At 66.3% G+C, this 16013-nt stretch carries 16 protein-coding genes; 8 read left to right on the top strand and 8 right to left on the bottom strand.

The features are described 5' to 3' along the window. Positions 1 to 114: 114 nt before the first annotated feature. Positions 115 to 990 (top strand): LysR family transcriptional regulator, encoded by an 876-nt coding sequence (locus tag AC5LXX_RS32315; RefSeq protein ID WP_493414168.1) that lies wholly within the window; start codon positions 115 to 117, stop codon positions 988 to 990. Here AC5LXX_RS32315 and AC5LXX_RS32320 read toward each other — a convergent pair. After that, a complete protein-coding gene (locus AC5LXX_RS32320) occupies positions 987 to 2255 on the bottom strand; it encodes an ATP-grasp domain-containing protein (protein WP_493414169.1) in 1269 nt (422 codons plus the stop codon). The two genes, AC5LXX_RS32315 and AC5LXX_RS32320, sit on opposite strands and share 4 nt — an antisense overlap. A gap of 52 nt (positions 2256 to 2307) precedes the next feature. Further along, positions 2308 to 3741 (bottom strand): MFS transporter, encoded by a 1434-nt coding sequence (locus AC5LXX_RS32325; protein WP_493414170.1) that lies wholly within the window; start codon positions 3739 to 3741, stop codon positions 2308 to 2310. 446 nt (positions 3742 to 4187) lie between these two features. Between AC5LXX_RS32325 and AC5LXX_RS32330 the strand changes: the two genes are divergently transcribed. Together AC5LXX_RS32330 and AC5LXX_RS32335 are read left to right on the top strand one after the other, a co-directional pair. Continuing rightward, on the top strand, positions 4188 to 5309 hold the full coding sequence (locus AC5LXX_RS32330; protein ID WP_493414171.1) for a TauD/TfdA family dioxygenase: 1122 nt from the start codon (positions 4188 to 4190) through the stop codon (positions 5307 to 5309). 93 nt (positions 5310 to 5402) lie between these two features. Further along, positions 5403 to 6341: an ABC transporter substrate-binding protein gene (locus AC5LXX_RS32335; protein ID WP_493414172.1), complete on the top strand. Its 939-nt coding sequence runs from the start codon at positions 5403 to 5405 to the stop codon at positions 6339 to 6341. 19 nt (positions 6342 to 6360) lie between these two features. On the opposite strand, the gene AC5LXX_RS32340 is transcribed toward AC5LXX_RS32335, so the two are convergent. The 6 genes from AC5LXX_RS32340 to AC5LXX_RS32365 form a co-directional block, all read right to left on the bottom strand. Then, positions 6361 to 7251, bottom strand: a complete 891-nt coding sequence (locus tag AC5LXX_RS32340; protein WP_493414173.1) for an AidA/PixA family protein — start codon at positions 7249 to 7251, stop codon at positions 6361 to 6363. Positions 7252 to 7316: 65 nt separating this feature from the next. Further along, positions 7317 to 7820 (bottom strand): inclusion body family protein, encoded by a 504-nt coding sequence (locus AC5LXX_RS32345; RefSeq protein WP_006483191.1) that lies wholly within the window; start codon positions 7818 to 7820, stop codon positions 7317 to 7319. A 301-nt stretch (positions 7821 to 8121) separates the two neighbouring features. Further along, positions 8122 to 8505 (bottom strand): GtrA family protein, encoded by a 384-nt coding sequence (locus AC5LXX_RS32350; protein WP_493414174.1) that lies wholly within the window; start codon positions 8503 to 8505, stop codon positions 8122 to 8124. 15 nt (positions 8506 to 8520) lie between these two features. After that, on the bottom strand, positions 8521 to 9564 hold the full coding sequence (locus AC5LXX_RS32355) for a glycosyltransferase family 2 protein (protein ID WP_124448405.1): 1044 nt from the start codon (positions 9562 to 9564) through the stop codon (positions 8521 to 8523). Positions 9565 to 9588: 24 nt separating this feature from the next. Further along, complete coding sequence (locus AC5LXX_RS32360) at positions 9589 to 10968, bottom strand: glycosyltransferase family 87 protein (protein ID WP_493414175.1); 1380 nt, start codon at positions 10966 to 10968, stop codon at positions 9589 to 9591. Beyond that, a complete protein-coding gene (locus AC5LXX_RS32365; RefSeq protein ID WP_493414176.1) occupies positions 10968 to 12206 on the bottom strand; it encodes a glycosyltransferase family 87 protein in 1239 nt (412 codons plus the stop codon). Before AC5LXX_RS32365 ends, AC5LXX_RS32360 begins: the two co-directional genes overlap by 1 nt. Before the next feature lie 1051 nt (positions 12207 to 13257). Between AC5LXX_RS32365 and AC5LXX_RS32370 the strand changes: the two genes are divergently transcribed. From AC5LXX_RS32370 to AC5LXX_RS32390, 5 genes are all read left to right on the top strand, one after another. Then, positions 13258 to 13449, top strand: a complete 192-nt coding sequence (locus AC5LXX_RS32370) for a Flp family type IVb pilin (protein WP_493406186.1) — start codon at positions 13258 to 13260, stop codon at positions 13447 to 13449. 140 nt (positions 13450 to 13589) lie between these two features. Beyond that, a complete protein-coding gene (locus AC5LXX_RS32375) occupies positions 13590 to 13772 on the top strand; it encodes a Flp family type IVb pilin (RefSeq protein WP_493414177.1) in 183 nt (60 codons plus the stop codon). 92 nt (positions 13773 to 13864) lie between these two features. Further along, positions 13865 to 13993 carry a hypothetical protein gene (locus tag AC5LXX_RS32380; RefSeq protein WP_493414178.1) on the top strand — a complete coding sequence of 43 codons (129 nt, stop codon included), beginning with the start codon at positions 13865 to 13867 and terminating at the stop codon, positions 13991 to 13993. Between the two features lie 28 nt (positions 13994 to 14021). Next, entirely contained in the window at positions 14022 to 14561 is a 540-nt protein-coding gene (locus AC5LXX_RS32385; RefSeq protein ID WP_493414179.1) for an A24 family peptidase, read from the top strand. Between the two features lie 32 nt (positions 14562 to 14593). Next, positions 14594 to 15994 (top strand): DUF8689 domain-containing protein, encoded by a 1401-nt coding sequence (locus tag AC5LXX_RS32390; RefSeq protein ID WP_493414180.1) that lies wholly within the window; start codon positions 14594 to 14596, stop codon positions 15992 to 15994. Positions 15995 to 16013: the final 19 nt, after the last annotated feature.

Genomic DNA, 16013 nt, shown 5'->3' on the forward strand with positions numbered 1-16013 from the left:
GATGGCATGCGGATTCCTCGGAAAGAGCGGCCGGCACCGAATATCCGCTAGGCTAATCCGGATGATGGGCTAAGTAAAATGATATAAACTGAATCGGTAACAAGAGAAAATGATATGAACATCCCTCTGCTCGAAACCTTTCGTGCCATTGTTCAGGAAGGCAGCGCGTTGCGCGCGGCCGAGCGGCTCGGCTGCACGCAATCGAACGTCACCGCGAGGCTGCGCCAGCTCGAAGAGTCGCTCGACGCGCCGCTGTTCGACCGGCACGGCAAGCGGCTGGTGCTGAACGAGGCGGGGCGCCGGCTGATGCCGTATTGCGACCGCATCCTGCGCCTCGTCGACGAAGCGACGCAGGTGGTGCGCGATACGCCGGTCGCACGCAGCTTCCGGCTCGGTTCGATGGAAAGCACGGCGGCCACGCGGCTGCCGGCGCTGGCCGCCGCGTTGAAGGAGCGCGAGCCGGCGCTCGGTCTCGCGGTCCAGATCGGCAGCGAGCCGGAGCTGGCCGACGCACTGCTGCGCGGCCGGATCGATGCCGCGCTCACCGCGCGCGCGGTCGTCCGGCCAGGGTTGCGTTACGAGCCCGCGTTCGCCGAGGAGATGGTGCTGGTCGGCGCGGCCACGGTCACGCGCCGGCAGCTGCTGGCCGACAACTCGGTGCGGCTGCTCGCGTTTCACGACGGCTGCCCGTACCGCGCGGTCGCGGAGCACTGGCTGAAGGCGCGCGGCGTCGCGATCGAATCGGTGTCGTCGTTCGGCACGTTCGGCGCGATCCTCGGCTGCGTGGCGGCCGGGATGGGCGTCGCGATCCTGCCGAAGCGGATCACGACCGAGCACGTCGCGCGCAAGGAGTTGCGCGCGCATGCATTCGACGACCTCGACAGCGTGACGACCTACCTCGTCACGCCCGACGAAGCGCCCGCGCTGCCCGAACTCGATGCGCTGCGCGCGGTGCTCGGCCGGCAGGCGGGTGCGCTGCTCGCGCGCTAGGCCGGCGCGACCGCGCGTTCGTCCGCGAAGAAATCGGCTTCGATCTCGCGGATGCGCCGACAATCCTCGAGCAGCCGCTCGAACGTCGGACTGTAGAGGCCGACGGTGCCGAGCGCCGTCTGCAGATCGGTGGTCACGCGCAGCGTATCGCCTACCTTGATCCACTGCTTGAGCCCGACGAACGACGGCAGCGCCTGGATCGCCTGCCACGTGAAGTCCTGCCGCAGCACGCCGTTACGTGACGACAGCAGCAGCACGTGCCCGCAATAGCCGCGGAAATCCGTCGGCGCGGCCGCTTCACCGAACAGCCGCTCCGGATGCAGCACGGCTTCGACGGCGGCCGATACGTGATTCTCGCCGCTGACCGCACTCGTCAGGCGCGGGTCCAGGCTACCGTGCAGTCGCGCGTTCAGCTCGACGATCGTCGGGCCGTCAGCCGTATCGAACAGCTCGAGGTGAGTCGGCCCGAAGCGCACGTCGAGCGCGTCGAGCACGTCGGCCGCGTAGTCGAGCAGCGGCGCGTAGCGCGGGTCCGCGTGATTCAGCACCAGCATCTTGTCGAGCCGTGGCGCGTGCGTACGGTCGCGATGCACTTCCCACAGGCTGACCACGCGATGACGGCCCTCGAACGACACCGAATCGACGATGTATTCCTGCCCCTCGGAATAGCTCTGGATCACGATGTCGTCATTCGGCTGGTTGTACAGCGAACGGGTGGCCAGCACGTCGCGCGCGGCAGCCTCGACCTGCGCGAGCGTCCGGCAGATCTTCACGCCGGTGACGCCCGCGCTGCGCGCCGGCTTCACGACGAGCGGCAGCGTGCGCTGCGCGCGCGCCCATTCGAGCGCTTCATCGACCGACGTGCTGTGGAAGTGCGCCGGTGCGCGCAGGCCGGCCTGGCGGATGCGTTCGTTCATCGCGAACTTGTCGCGCCGCGCGGCCGACGTCGCGAGCGGGTTGCGATAAGGCACGTCGAGCCGCTCGGCCAGCGTGTCGGCCAGCTCCAGCGCCGCATCGAGGCCGTGCAGCACCGCGCCGATCCGCAGGTCGCGCAGCTGCGCGAGCGTCGCGTCGATGTCGCCGCGGTGCTGGACCTGGCGGATGTAGTCGGACGCCACGAACTGGTTCCGGTAGATTTCCGGCAGGTCGGGATCGCTGATCACGTGCGCGCAACGGATGCCGTACGCACGAAACGCGGGCGCCAGGTAGGCGGCGGTCGACGCGCCGTCGACGATCAGGACGGTATCGATGAAGCGATGCTGCATGGGTTCCTCGCTCGGCTGTGGGATCGGTTGAAGGGTGTCGGTCGGCAACGGCTCAGCCTCGCGTGCCGGTATCGGGTGCGTTACCTGGCCAGCGCGCGGCCACCACGATGCAGGCGGCGACGAGCACGGCCGCGACGGCGAACGCGTGTGCCGCGCCGGCCACGATCGCCGCGCCCTGGCCCGCGACCAGCGCGCCGAGTGCCGCGACGCCGATCGCGGCGCCCACCTGGCGCGCGGTATTGAGGATCGCGGAAGCTGTTGCCGAGCGGCCGGCCTCGACGCTACCGAGCATCGTCGACGTCAGCGCGGGAATCGCGATGCCGCCGCCGATCGCCATCGCCGCGAGCCCCGGCGCCAGCAGGACGTACGGCGTATGCGCGGCGAGCGTGTGCCACAGCCACAGGTAGCCCGCGAGCGACACGGCGAGGCCGATGACGATGGTCGCGCGGAATCCGTACCGGACCGCGAGCCGCGCGCTCGCGATGTTGGCGAGCATGATGATCGTGAGCGGCGCGAGCGCGAGCCCCGATTCGGTCGCCGTGAAGCCGCGCGCGTTCTGGAAATAGAGGCTGAGCGAGAAGATCAGCCCGTAGAACGCGGCATTCGTGATCGCGCCGATCGCCAGCACGCCCGGCACGCGCGCGATCCGGAAGAACGCGAGCTGCAGCATCGGCGCGGCCACGCGCCGTTCGATCGCGACGAACGACGCGCCGAGCACGGCCGACGCGATCAGCGCGCCGGCCGCATACGGATCGCCGATACCTTGCGCGCCCGCCCGGATGATCCCGCCCGTCAGCAGACCGAGTACCAGCACCGCGACGATCTGGCCGGCCGGATCGAACAGCCGCGTGCGTGCGGCAGCCGAATCCTGCACGTGGCGCAGCGTGAGCCACAGCCCGATCGCGCAGATCGGCAGGTTGATGAAGAAGATCGCGCGCCAGCCGAGCGAATCGATCAGCAGGCCGCCGAGCGTCGGCCCGGCCGCGCTGATCGCACCGCCGGTCGCGCTCCACCACGCGACGGCTTTCACGCGCGCGGCAGTGTCGTTCGCGCATGCGTGCGTGATGAGCGCGAGCGACGTGGGCAGGATCATCGCGGCGCCGACGCCTTGCGCGACCCGCGCGGCGATCAGCGCGGCGAGCGACGGCGCGAGCGCGCAGCCGAGCGACGCGAGCAGGAACAGCGCGAGGCCGTATGCGAACAGCCGGCGGCTGCCGAAGCGGTCGGCCAGCGTGCCGGACGTCAGTAGCAGCGCGGCGAACGACAGCGTGTACGCATCGACGATCCACTGCAGCCCGTGAACGCTCGAGCCGAAGGAATGGCCGAGGCTCGGAATCGCGACGTTGACGACGGTCACGTCGAGCTGGACGATCGCGAAGCCGAGGCTCGCGGCCGCGACGGTCGGGAAGATCGCACGCAGCGACGTGCGCGGTACCGGCGCGGCAGCGGCCCGTGCGCTGTCGAGCGCCGCGGCACGGTCGCTCATTGCGGCTCCCTGGCAGGATGGTCTGGGCGGCGGTACACCGGCAACGTTACGTTGTATCCGACGTCCTCGAAGAAGCAGCAGCGTGGCAGGCGGCATCGATTCATCTGGCGGGTTCCCGTAGGGCGGATGAGGGGAGGCGGCTGCGCGTCGGGCGCCGGCCGCGTCGTCGAATCCGACAGAAAACTAGCATCGACCCGCTAGCGAATACAAATAATAACCAGCGATTTTTTAACAAGTATTCGTGTTAAAGGCCGGTTCGATCGGTGCGGCCGAGCGCGGTTGCGTTGCTGAACTTATATCGGTAATTTTTGTTTGCAATCGAATTAATATCATTTCGCAATGCAATGACGGTCTCCTAGTCTTGTCGAGCGCTTCGCACCGAGGACGGCCGAGCGCGGCGGTGATCCCTACCGCTCTTCGACCCAGAATCTTTATACGAGAGACCTATGACCTATCTCGCAGATGAACGCATCGCCTTGACGGCAGTGGAATCCGCTCACATCCGCAGGACGCTCGGCGCGCTGGCCTACGATCCGGCCGGCGGCGCCGGCTATATCAGTGCGGTGCGCAAGCTCGCGTACAACGCGTTTCCCGACCGCATCGTCGACGCGTTCGATCGCGCGAAGGCGCCGACCGCGGACGCGCACGGTTCGATCGAGATCGACAACCTGCCGATCGACGACGACGTGAAGGGCAGCCCACGGTTCGAGGAAACCGGCCGCTCGTTCAAGGCTGGCGTGCTGAGCGAGAACGTGCTGGTCGCGCTGAGCACGCTGGCCGGCGAGCCATATTCGATCGCGCACGAAGGCCGCGAACTCGTGAACAACCTGACGCCGCACAAGGCGACCGCGCGTGAATACACGGGCCTCGGCTCTGAGGTCGAACTGGATTTCCATATCGAGAACGCCGCGCAGGCGCACATGCCGGAAGGCGATACGTCGCCGTTCGCGTTGCTGCTGCTCGGCGTACGCGGCGAAGCCGGCGGCGGCCCGTACACGCGGCTCGCCGATGCGCGCCGCGCGCTGGAGCGGCTGTCGCCAGACGACATCGCGCAACTGTACGGCGAGCACTACATCATCCGCGTGCCTTACCGGTGGCGCGGCGCCGCGCCGACGCCGCGCGACAACACCGACCTGAGCGCCGTGCTGTCGGGGCCGCTCGACGCGCCGCGCGTGACGGTCGCGTTCTATCCGGACATGGTGCTGGCCGTCAACACGCGTGCTCAGGAGGCGCTGGCGAACCTGTACCGCGCGGTGCGCGAGGTGTCGTTCGGCGTCCAGGTGTCGCCGGGCAAGCTGGTGCTGATCAACAACCATTTCACGCTGCATTCGCGCGACCGCTTCGATCCGCAGTACGACGAGAACGACCGTGCGTACCGCTGGGTGCAGCGCGTGTTCGTCGCGCGCAGCCTGTGGAATTTCCGCTCGTTCACGCCGCTGCAGGCGCGCGTGTTCGATCCGAAGGCGCTGTACGCTGGTGAGCCGGCGCAGGCGAGACAGCCGTCGCGCGTCGTGCAGCCGGCGCCGCAGCGCGCGGCCGCGGCCGAACTCGAGGCGACGCCTGCGTGAAAGACCGGGAGGGGCGGCGACATGCGTGAAACATTGCCAGCCCCACTCGCGAATGCCCGACGCATCGTCGAATTACAAAGGATTGCAAAAGACATGAGAAGAACGACTTTCCCCGTTGCGCGCATCGCCCGCGTGCTGGCCGCGCTCGCGATCGGCGGCAGTGTCGCCGCGCAGGCCGTGACGTTCGACCTGAGCCCCGAGCAGCCCGACCGGCAGCGCGGCACCGTGAACCCGGCGGTCGAGCGGGCGTTGCCGGGCGGCTTCAAGTTTGCCGAAGCGAACACGCTGACGATCGGCATCGCGCCGAACCTGCCGCCGCTCAGCACGTATGCGACGGATGCGCGGACGGTGGTCGGCTTCGATCCCGATCTCGCGCAGCTGATCGCGGACAGTATCGGCCGCAAGTTGAAGATCGTGCCGCTTGCGTGGGCCGACTGGCCGCTCGCGCTGCAGTCCGGCAAGGTCGACGCGGTGATCTCGAACGTGACGGTCACCGAGCAGCGCAAGGAGAAGTTCGACTTCTCGACCTACCGGAAGGATCAGGTCGGCTTCTACGTGAAGAACGGCAGCAAGCTTGCCGCGATCCGCGAACCGAAGGATGTCGCCGGACTGCGCGTCGTGACCGATTCGGGCACGAACCAGGAAAAGATCCTGCTCGAATGGAATCGCCAGAACGTCGCACGCGGCCTCGCGCCGGTCGAGATCCAGTACTACCCCGACGCGGCGGAGCGCTGGGTCGCGCTGCAGTCGGGCCGCGTCGACACGATCTTCAGCGTGAACTCGATGCTCGCGTACCAGGCGTCGCTGCGCGGCGACGCGAAACTGATCGGCACCGTGAGCGGCGGCTGGCCGCGCACCGCGGACATCGCGATCACGACGCGCAAGGGCAGCGGCCTCGCCGATCCGCTGACGCTCGCGATCAATGCGCTGATCGCGAACGGCAGCTACCGGAAGGTGCTTGGACGCTGGAGCCTCGATGCCGAAGCGATCGACCAGTCGCAGACCAATCCACCGGGGTTGCCGCGCACCTGAGTGCCGCACGCGGCGCCGCTCACGTGATCGGCCACTGCAGGATCACGATTCCGTCGTTGTAGTCGCGGTCGGCGCCGTCTTCGGCGCCGAGCCAGCCGAGCCAGACCGTATCGCCGGCGGACAGCGGCGCGAGCCGCGCATCGGTCGCGGATGGCCTGCCGTTGGCCGACGCATCGATCCGGATCTTGCCGCCCCGCGAGTTCAGCGTGTACTGCCTGACGCCGTCGTCGCCGTTGCCGGCGAACGATGCGGCCGGTTCGGAGGCGTCGTCGATGAACAGCTTCAGGTCCTGCCGGTCGGCGGCATTCGCGTAGAAGGTCGCCTTGAAATCGGTATTCGGCGGCAGCGTGAAGTGGCCGTCGCGGTCGGACGACGGCTTGAAACCGGGCTGCTTCGTGTCCGGCTGGCTGCCGGCGATCTCGATGGTCGTTTCCCAGCGGAAGTAGCCCGACACGGCGCCGTCGCGGTCGAGCACCGCGAAATCGGCCGTGCAGGTGGTGGTGCCGGCGGCGAGCACCTCGCTGCGCCAGAAATGGTCTTTCATCGGCCGGCACGATGGCTGAAGCAGGTCGTCGCCGTCCGGTACCGGCGTGGCGGCATCGCGGACTTCCGCTTCGATCGGCGCGACGATGCCGGCGTCCTTCAATACGAACCGGACGAACAGCACGCTCACCTCGGCGCGCAGCGCCAGTGCGGTCTCGCGCAGGTGAAGCTGGTCGCCCGGCGACAGGCCGGCAAACAGCCGGTTGTCGTTATGGCCGACCTGCCCGGCGTCGCCGGGGCTCAGCACATAGATGTGCCGGCCGTCGATCACGGTCGGCGCGTCGGCGTCCCGGCTTGCATCGGGGTAGGTCGACAGCAGCGTGACGGCGTCGATGACTGCGAGCACATCGCAACGAAGACCAGACATGGGCACCTCCTCCGCAACAAGGGGGCGGCGCGGGCGGCCGTCGCGCGGCCGCCCGCATGCCGCGATCAGTTATGGATCGAGATGAACGGATCCCACGAGAAGCAGCCCTGGCTCTGACAGTTGCGATCGATGATCTGGAACTGGAAGTGATAGGTCACGCGGCCGACCTTCAGGCATTCCGACGACCAGTAGTAGTTCGCGACTTTCTGGCACGTCGGCACTTCCGGCTTGCTGGTGTTCGGCACCGGGATCGACGCTTCCGCGACGCGCGGCGTCGGCGTCGAGATCAGGTCGTTGCCGACGTTGCCGATGAACTTGTAGAACACCACCTGGTTCTCGAAGCCCAGCGACAGGCTCGTTTCGCGCCAGCGGATCAGGTCGCCGACCTGCGCTTTCAGGTCGAGCTCGCCGCCCGCCTGCCCGGAGATCACGTTGTCCTGGTTGGTCACCATATAGACGTAACGCCAGTCGATCAGCGTCGGTGCGGCCGGGTTCTTGCTGGGATTCGGATATTTTTTGAGAATGGTTTCGGTATCGAACGAAACGAGCACATCGGTAACGCGTGACATAGAAGCTCCCGTTTTAAGTAATGGGACTTATCGTTGCGCGAATTGCTTCGTGCGGCCGCCGTCGCCTTGTGCCGCAAGGCTTCGCTGCGTAATTGGCAGGTGCTGAAGCGACGGCGAATGCAGGTTATCCCGTTTGGTTAATCGTGGAAGCTGTAAAAGTAAACAGGTAGAAAATATTATATGGAGTATTAATTTTGAAATCGTAATCAATTGAATCGATACGCTACATAAATATAGCGATATTGAATCTGTTAATCGATTGGCCGATTATCCGCGCGGGGAGGAAAGGCGGGGAAGCCGCTTACCGGTACGTCCACAGCCGGTGCAGCACGAACGTCGTCGGCGGGATCAGCAGCGCGATCGCGGCGATGCTCGTCCCGCGCGACAGGTCGAGCGCTTCGGCGCCGCGCGCCAGCAGCATCGTCTCGACGAAGCCGGCCAGCGTGACCGCGAGAAAGCGCACCACGTTGCGCGTGTGCACCGTCGACGAGAAGCTCCACAGCGTGTTCGCGAGATACGAAAACGCCGTCGCGCACAGGAAGGCGACCGCGTTCGCGGCCACCAGCGTCGCATCGAACAGCGTGAACAGCGCCGAGGCGACCAGCGTGTGGATCGCGGTCGAGAAGAGTCCGGACACGCCGAAGCGCACGAGCCGCGTGCGTTCGGCGTAGAGCAGGTCGATCATGGCGGCTCGCGTGCGTCAGCGGGCGCCGATCCGCGCACGGGTCGGCTGCGCGCGGCGGCGGGGGGCCAGGCGGCGCGCATCGCGCGCAACCGGAAGCTCGATCACCTTGCCGTGCGCCTGGTAGCGGCGGCGGATCAGGTAGACGGGGCGTTGCTTCGACTCGTCGTAGATTCGTCCGACGTATTCGCCGACGACACCGATCCCGATCAGCTCGATGCCGCCGATGAACAGCGTGACCGAGATCAGGGACGCGTAGCCGAGCACCGGATTGCCGAACAGCAGCGTGCGGAAGATGATGAACGAGCCGTACAGGAACGCGAGCGCGGCGATGCCGAGGCCGATGTAGGTCCAGCTGCGCAGCGGTACGGTGCTGAAGCTGGTGATGCCTTCCAGCGCGAAATTCCACAGCTTCCAGCCGGAGAACTTCGAGTGCCCGGCGCTGCGCGGGTCGCGCTGGTATTCGACGATCACGGTCTTGTAGCCGACCCACGCGAACAACCCTTTCATGAAGCGGTGCCGCTCGGGCAGGCTGCGCAGCGCATTCACGACCTTGCGGTCCATCAACCGGAAATCGCCGACGTTCTCCGGCAGCTTCACGTCCGACAGGATGTTGTGCACGCGGTAGTAGATCGCGGCGGCGGTACGCTTCGCGAACGAGTCGCACGCGCGGCTGCTGCGTTTCGCGGCCACGACTTCCGCACCGTCGCGCCAGTGTTCGATCATCACGGGGATCAGGCTCGGCGGATCCTGCAGGTCGGCGTCGAGCGGAATCACCGCGTCGCCGGAGGCTTCGTCGAGGCCGGCCGTCAGCGCCGCTTCCTTGCCGAAGTTGCGTGTGAGGTCGATCACGCGCACGCGCCGTTCGGCGGCGCTGATCCGGACCAGGCGCTCGAGCGTGTCGTCGCGGCTCCCGTCGTTCACGCAGACGATCTCGAAGCGGATCGCGTCGATGGCCGTCAGCAATGGAATCACGACGTCGAAGAAGCGCTCGACGGCCTCGCCTTCGTTGTAGAACGGCACGACCAGCGAAACGAGCGGTGTATAGAGTGGTTCCCGCATGATGATTCCCCTTGTAATGACGCGTCACCGGTCGGCGCCGATGGTCGGGCGGCCGGTGCGGCGCATTCCGTACGCCGGGCGGTGGTGCGGCCGGACCGGATGAGCAAATCCGGTGTCGGTCGAGTGGTCGCGCGCGTCGGGCATCGACGGCACGTCGTGTCTTTCCTGCGCGATCCGGCTGACGAGCAGCGCGAGCGACGCCAGCGTGACGAGCGGCATGAACTGGAACGCCAGGTGCGGCATGATCGTGAGGCCGGCGAGCGGCATCAGCCACAGCAGCATCAGCCATTCGCGATCGAAGCGCCGCCAGCCGTGGGTCCATGCATAGCGGGCGTACCACGCGATCACGAGGCCGTACCAGGTCAGGTCGTAGTCGTACAGGTACGGGCTGACGAGCAGGCATGCGCATGCGAGGGTCGCGGCGCGCAGTGCGTAGGAACACGCGCCGCGCCACGCGTAGACAGTGGCGAACGCGGCGGCCGTGGCGGACAGCAGTTGCAGGACGCTTGCGACATAGGCTGGCCAGCCTGCCATCGTGACCAGCGCGAAGACGGTCGGCATCCGCGCGAGCTTGGCGTGGCCTGCGCCGACGATCTGGTAGACATCGTGCATTTCGTGCGCGAACGCGATCCACGAATCGGCGCCGAATGCGAGCGTCGAGAGTGCGGCGCAGCCGGCAATCGTCGCGGCCCACGCGGCCAGCGCGCGCCACTGGCCGGCGCACAGCAGCGCGAGCGGGAACAATGCAGCCATCTGAGGTTTCATCATCAGCATGCCGAAGCAGATGCCGGACCACACCGGGCGGCGATTCAGCAGAAGCAGGCCGACGCCGCCGAGCGTCGCGGTAAACAGACTGGTCTGCCCGACGATCAGCGTCACGAACGCGGCAGGGAAGGCCAGTGCGCACAGCCACGCGGTACCGCGCTGCACGGTCGAATGAATGACGGCGGCGAACACTACGTAAGTGGCCGCGAGCCAGAGCACGACCGCGAGCGTATACGGAATCCACCCAAGCGGTACGACCAGTAACAGCATGCTGGGCGGATAGAGCCACAGCAGCGCGCCGTCGTCGAGGCTCATCGACGGAATCGCGCGGTGCTGGATCGCAAACAACGCGTGCAAGTTCCAGACGTCGGCGGCATGCCCGTGTGCGGCGAGCCAGGCCGCGCTCCAGATCGCCGAAAAATCCTGCGAAAGCGGGACCAGCGCGGTGGCGGGATGCAGGAACAATCGCGCAATGTAGATGCCGATGAACAGCAGTTCGGCCAGCAGCGCCGCGCCTGCATAGACGCGCACGCGATGACCGTTGAGCCAGTGCGGGTAACGGCGCGGGCCGGCGATCGGCAGTTCCGGATGCGCGTTCATCGCAGGGTGTGCGTGACGCATGGAGAGGGGCATCTTCATCACGACTCCCGGGGGGCGCGCTGCGCCGTGCGTCGTACGACGATGAACAGTATGGCGAGGAGCACGAGCGGACCGATCTGCGGCAGCTTCATCAACCGGTTCAGCATCTCGAAGATCGGCAGGAGCCAGGCGAGCACGATCACGCCCTGGTCGCCGGGCAGCCAGCCTTCATCGAGGCCGTAGGCGATCATGCAGAAGATCGCGATACCGAGCCACGTCAGCTCGTAGTGCCACAGATACGGCGTCGTCAGCAGCGTGGCGACCGACAGCACCGCGGCGCGCAAGCGCATGTCGGGCGTGCGGCGCCAGACGTCGATGGCCGCCGTGATCGCGAGCAGTGCGATCGCGGCTTGTGCGGTCAGCGCGGCCGCCACCGATGCGCCCGCGAGCCGAAGCGCGGCGAACGGTGTCGGCGAGGCCAGCCAGTACGACGGAAGCATGAAATGCTGGGTACGTACCGTCGATACGGCCTCGCTCAACCCGTGCAGCGCACCCGTGCCGGTCAGCGCGACCCCGGCCGCCGCGAACAGCGCAGCGGTGATGGCCGCCGCGCCGAACGCGCGCCATGCGCGGGTCGCGATCAGCACGAACGGGAAGACCACTGCGAGCTGAGGCTTGATCGCGAGCAGCCCGATCAGCACGCCGGCCGCAGTCGGGCGCTTGCCGAGCAGATGCAGCGCAAGCGCGGCGACGCCGGCGGTCAGGATGCTGTTCTGCCCGAACAGCGCGGACAGGCACACAGCGGAATACGCGACCATCACGAGCGCCGCGGCGCGCGGCACGGGAAGGTGCGCGCGCAGTCCCGACAACCGCGAGACGGCGAGCGCGTAGCATAAAAGACTGCCCGCGGAAAAGAGGAGATAAGCGGGCAGGAAAGGCACAAGGGCAACCGGCGCGATGAACAGCAGCGTCGTCGGCGGATAGAGCCAGGGGAGCGGCCGGTTTTGCAGATACGCACCGAAGTGCGCGAGCTCGGCCTGCAGGAATGCATGCGCGTCGTAGGCCGCTGCGGGGTGGCCTTGCAACACCAGATGAGATGCGGTCCAGAAGACCGAGAAATCGAGGCCCGGACGGACGGCGCCGTTCGACGTGAAGCCGTCGGTCACGATGCCCCATACGACCAGCAACGCTCCGAAGAGCATCAGCATGATGCAGCTGTACGGAATGATCCGGTCGGCTGTCAGCCATTGAGCACAGCGGATGGCGCGATCGCGCGTTTCACGATTGGCTGCGTACATGATGCCCCGTTTATCGTAGTGGCTGCGTGGTCTGTCGCGGCCGTTTGATGTTGTCGTGCCTGCGGATCGAATCGCGTTGAAACGGCGTTGTCCGGTGAATTCATTGTTGAAGAAAAAATCGCGTGATGCAAACCACGCACTGAAAGCCGGTATTGAGATTGTCGAGCGACGCGCGTGAAAACCGTGTTTTCAGGTATGAAAAATCAGTGTGGCCGGGTTTCGTGTTTCTGGCTTGAAACATTCGGTGAATTTCGCCGGGTTCGCACGCCGCCGAACGGGCGGCACGCGACCGGCGTTCCGCATCCGGGAAAGTCCCGACGAAATTTTTTCTGCCCTTTGTGCAGCGCGGCGGCGGGCATTCCGGCAGGCCGCGCGGGCCGCCGCGGGCCGTTCAAGTTTGAAACATTTCGGGCATCACGCCGTGGGCCGGGGAAGGCTGAAATCGCCGGAACCCTTGATACGCAGAGATTTCACTCGGGATGGCCTGCTCTTTGCGTAAGCGTTGGCACGGCAGTCGACGACGTGACGACCGGGCGGTGCTGAGAAAAGACACACGGAACCGGCTATGGAGTCACCTGCGGAAGAGATGACCGGAGCGCGTCGGGGAACACGCAGCGCCAAGTCGACGAACCGCGAATTCAGTCGTCGATCGACCCAGCAGACCCGGAATCTTCAGGGCAATAAGAAATCGGCATGGCAGCACATGGGGAATAAAAATGAAAGACCACAGCACATCGCGGATCGCAAGCCGCGTTAAAAACATATTGCGGCTTTGCCGGGCGTTCGTTTCCCGGTCGACTGGATTCCATGCGTCGAACGGCCGCCGTGCCGTTCCGGTCTGTCGGCAAGCCCGGTTCATCCGGCTGGTCGACCCGTACACGCCTCTCTCGCGCTCTGCTTCTCTGATACCCGTTCGCACGGACAGGGGTATGCATCCCTGCTCCCGCAACTGAGCGTCGCGTCCCGCTTTCAAGTGTAGTGCCGGTGGTGCCCGTACCCGACGTCCTGACGGACGAAGGGAAATTAATAGTAGTCCGAAAGGAGATTACCTATGTCAAGAGTCATCGAGAAGATCGCCTGGTTCGTTCGGGGTCAGGACGGTGTGACGGCCATTGAATACGGCCTGATCGCCGCGCTGATCGCGATCGTCATCGTCGTCGCGCTGTCGACGATCGGTACGGATCTGTCGACGGTATTCAGCACGATCGCCGCGGATCTGGACTCGGCAGTAACGTCACTCTGATGGAAGGTACGACGAACGCCACATCCGGATTGCTCGTCGCCACCACACGGCATTAACAGCATGCCTCGACGTATCGATGCACGGTCATTCGACCAGCCGGCACGCGAGGTCTTTGAAAGTCACCACGCAAGGAGAACACCATGTCCAAGTTCATTCAACAAGCCGCCCGTTTCGTTCGCGACGAAGAAGGCGTGACCGCCATCGAGTATGGCCTGATCGCAGCACTGATCGCCGTCGTCATCATCGTGGCGGTAACGGCTGTCGGTACGCAACTCAAGACCGTGTTCACGACGATCGCTGCCGACCTGAGCTCGGCGGTGTGACGCCGTTGAAAAGCAAAGCGTGCGGACGGCTCGGCCGGTGCAGTGATCGAGCCGTCCCCGCGCAGCCAGTCAACCTGGAACCGGAGACCATCATGCAGACGAGGATGTGTGCCGCGTACCGCGGCAACGGCGACGAACGGCGCGTGACGTCGATCGACTACACGCTGATCGCAACATCCTTCACCGCTGCCGCGGCTACCGCACCGGCAATGGTTTCCTGATCCATCGATTCGACCCGCGAGGTTCGCCATGTTGCCTGTTGCGCCGCCTTACCCGATTCCGTTGTGCGTGACGCTGCTCGCGGTCGCCGCGGCCAGCACGGATATCGCGTCCCGCCGCATCCCGAACCGCCTCGTCGCGGTCGGCCTGGCCGGCGCGCTGGCGGCCCAGTGCCTGCTGCACGGTGTCGCGGCCGGCGCACTCGCATGGCTCGCCGGCGCCGCAACCGGCTTCGGCCTGCTGCTGCCGCTCTACCTGTTGCGCGGAATGGCGGCCGGCGACGTGAAGCTGATGCTCGCGATCGGCGCGTGGGTCGGCGCGGAAATGACGATTTACATCGTGCTGGCCACCTTCGTGGCCGGCGGGATCGGCGCCATCGCGTTCGCGCTGCTGCGCGGACGGATGCGCCGGATGTGGGCGAACGTCCGAGCGATGATCGCACGCCGTTCGCAAGGGGCGCACACCGAGGCCGCCGGCGGCCCCGTGGAAATCGTGTCGGTCGGCACGCTGCCGTATGGCGTGGCGATCGCGGCCGGCACGCTGGGCATGTTGTTCGCATCGTGCGCATAGCACGACGAACCCGCAACGAGGACGGAGCGACCATGAACACGAACCACACCGAACCGAGACGCGACGCGCAGGTGACGCACCTGCCCGATCCGTTGCCGTCGCGGGAGGCTCATACGAAGCCGGGCACGCAGCTGCCGGCTGCACCACGCACGCTCGAGGAAACCGGGCTGAGCATGACGTACGTCGCCGGGCTCGTGCTGAAGTCGACGCTGATGCTCGGCCGCCCGTCGTACGGCGACCTGGTCGAGCGGCACTGCCTGCCGCTCGCGGTGCTCGACGACGTCTTCGCTTTTCTGGTGCGCGAGCATCTCGTCGAGCTCACCCATCGCGGCGCGACCGACCTCGACGTGTCGTTCCGCCTGACCGACGCGGGCCGCGTGCTGGCGCTCGAGGAACGGGCGCGCAGCGGCTACAGCGGGCCCGCGCCGGTGACGCTCGACGCGTATCTCGCGTGCCTGGACAAGCATTCGGTACGCAAGCTGCAGATCAACCAGAGCGACGTGTGGACCGCGTTCGAAGGCATCGTGATCGACACGTCGATCCTCGATGCGGCGGCCGCGGCGCTGAATTCAGGCCGGCCGCTGCTGATCTACGGTCCGGCCGGCAGCGGCAAGACCTTCCTCGCCGAGCGGCTCGGCTCGCTGATGCGCGGCCACGTGCCGGTGCCGTACGCGATCTATGCGGCCGGCGAAGTGATCCAGATCTACGACCCGCTCGTGCATGTCGACGCGGGATCGCGGGCCGGCGGCCAGTCGGTCGACCGCCGCTGGCGCCTGTGCGAACGGCCGATCGTGATGTCCGGCGGCGAGTTGACGCTCGGCGAACTCGATCTCCGTCGCGATGAAGCCGCCGGCTTCTACCAGGCCCCGCCGCACATGAAGGCCAACATGGGCATGTACGTCGTCGACGATCTCGGCCGCCAGCGCGTCGAGCCGCGCGACCTGCTCAATCGCTGGCTGCGCCCGCTCGATCGCGGCGTCGATTTCCTGACGCTCGAATCCGGCAACCGCTTCGTGATGCCGTTCGATGTGTGGCCAGTGTTCTCGAGCAACCTGTCGCCGGAACAGATCTGCGACGACGCGTTCCTGCGCCGCCTCGGGTCGAAGCTGCACGTCGGCGCGATGTCGGTCGAAGACTACCGCGCCGTGTACGACGCGGCCTGCGCATCGCTGGGGCTCGTCTCCGCGAACGATGCCTTCGACTACCTGCTGCATCGGCTGCATCTGCCGACCGGCAAGGCGTTTCTCGCCTGTTTTCCGTCGGACCTGCTGCGTCTCGTGGCGGCCGGCGCGCGGTATCGCGGCGATCCGCTCGAAGTGACGCACGACGCGCTGTACGACGCATGGGCGAGCTATTTCGGTTCGGCGCCCGAACGTGACGGCGGTCATCCACCGACCGTCGAACGCGGTGGCCGTACGTTCATCACCGGTTGAGCCGTTTCTTTCACGATTC

The organism is Burkholderia torrens, assembly GCF_984668525.1.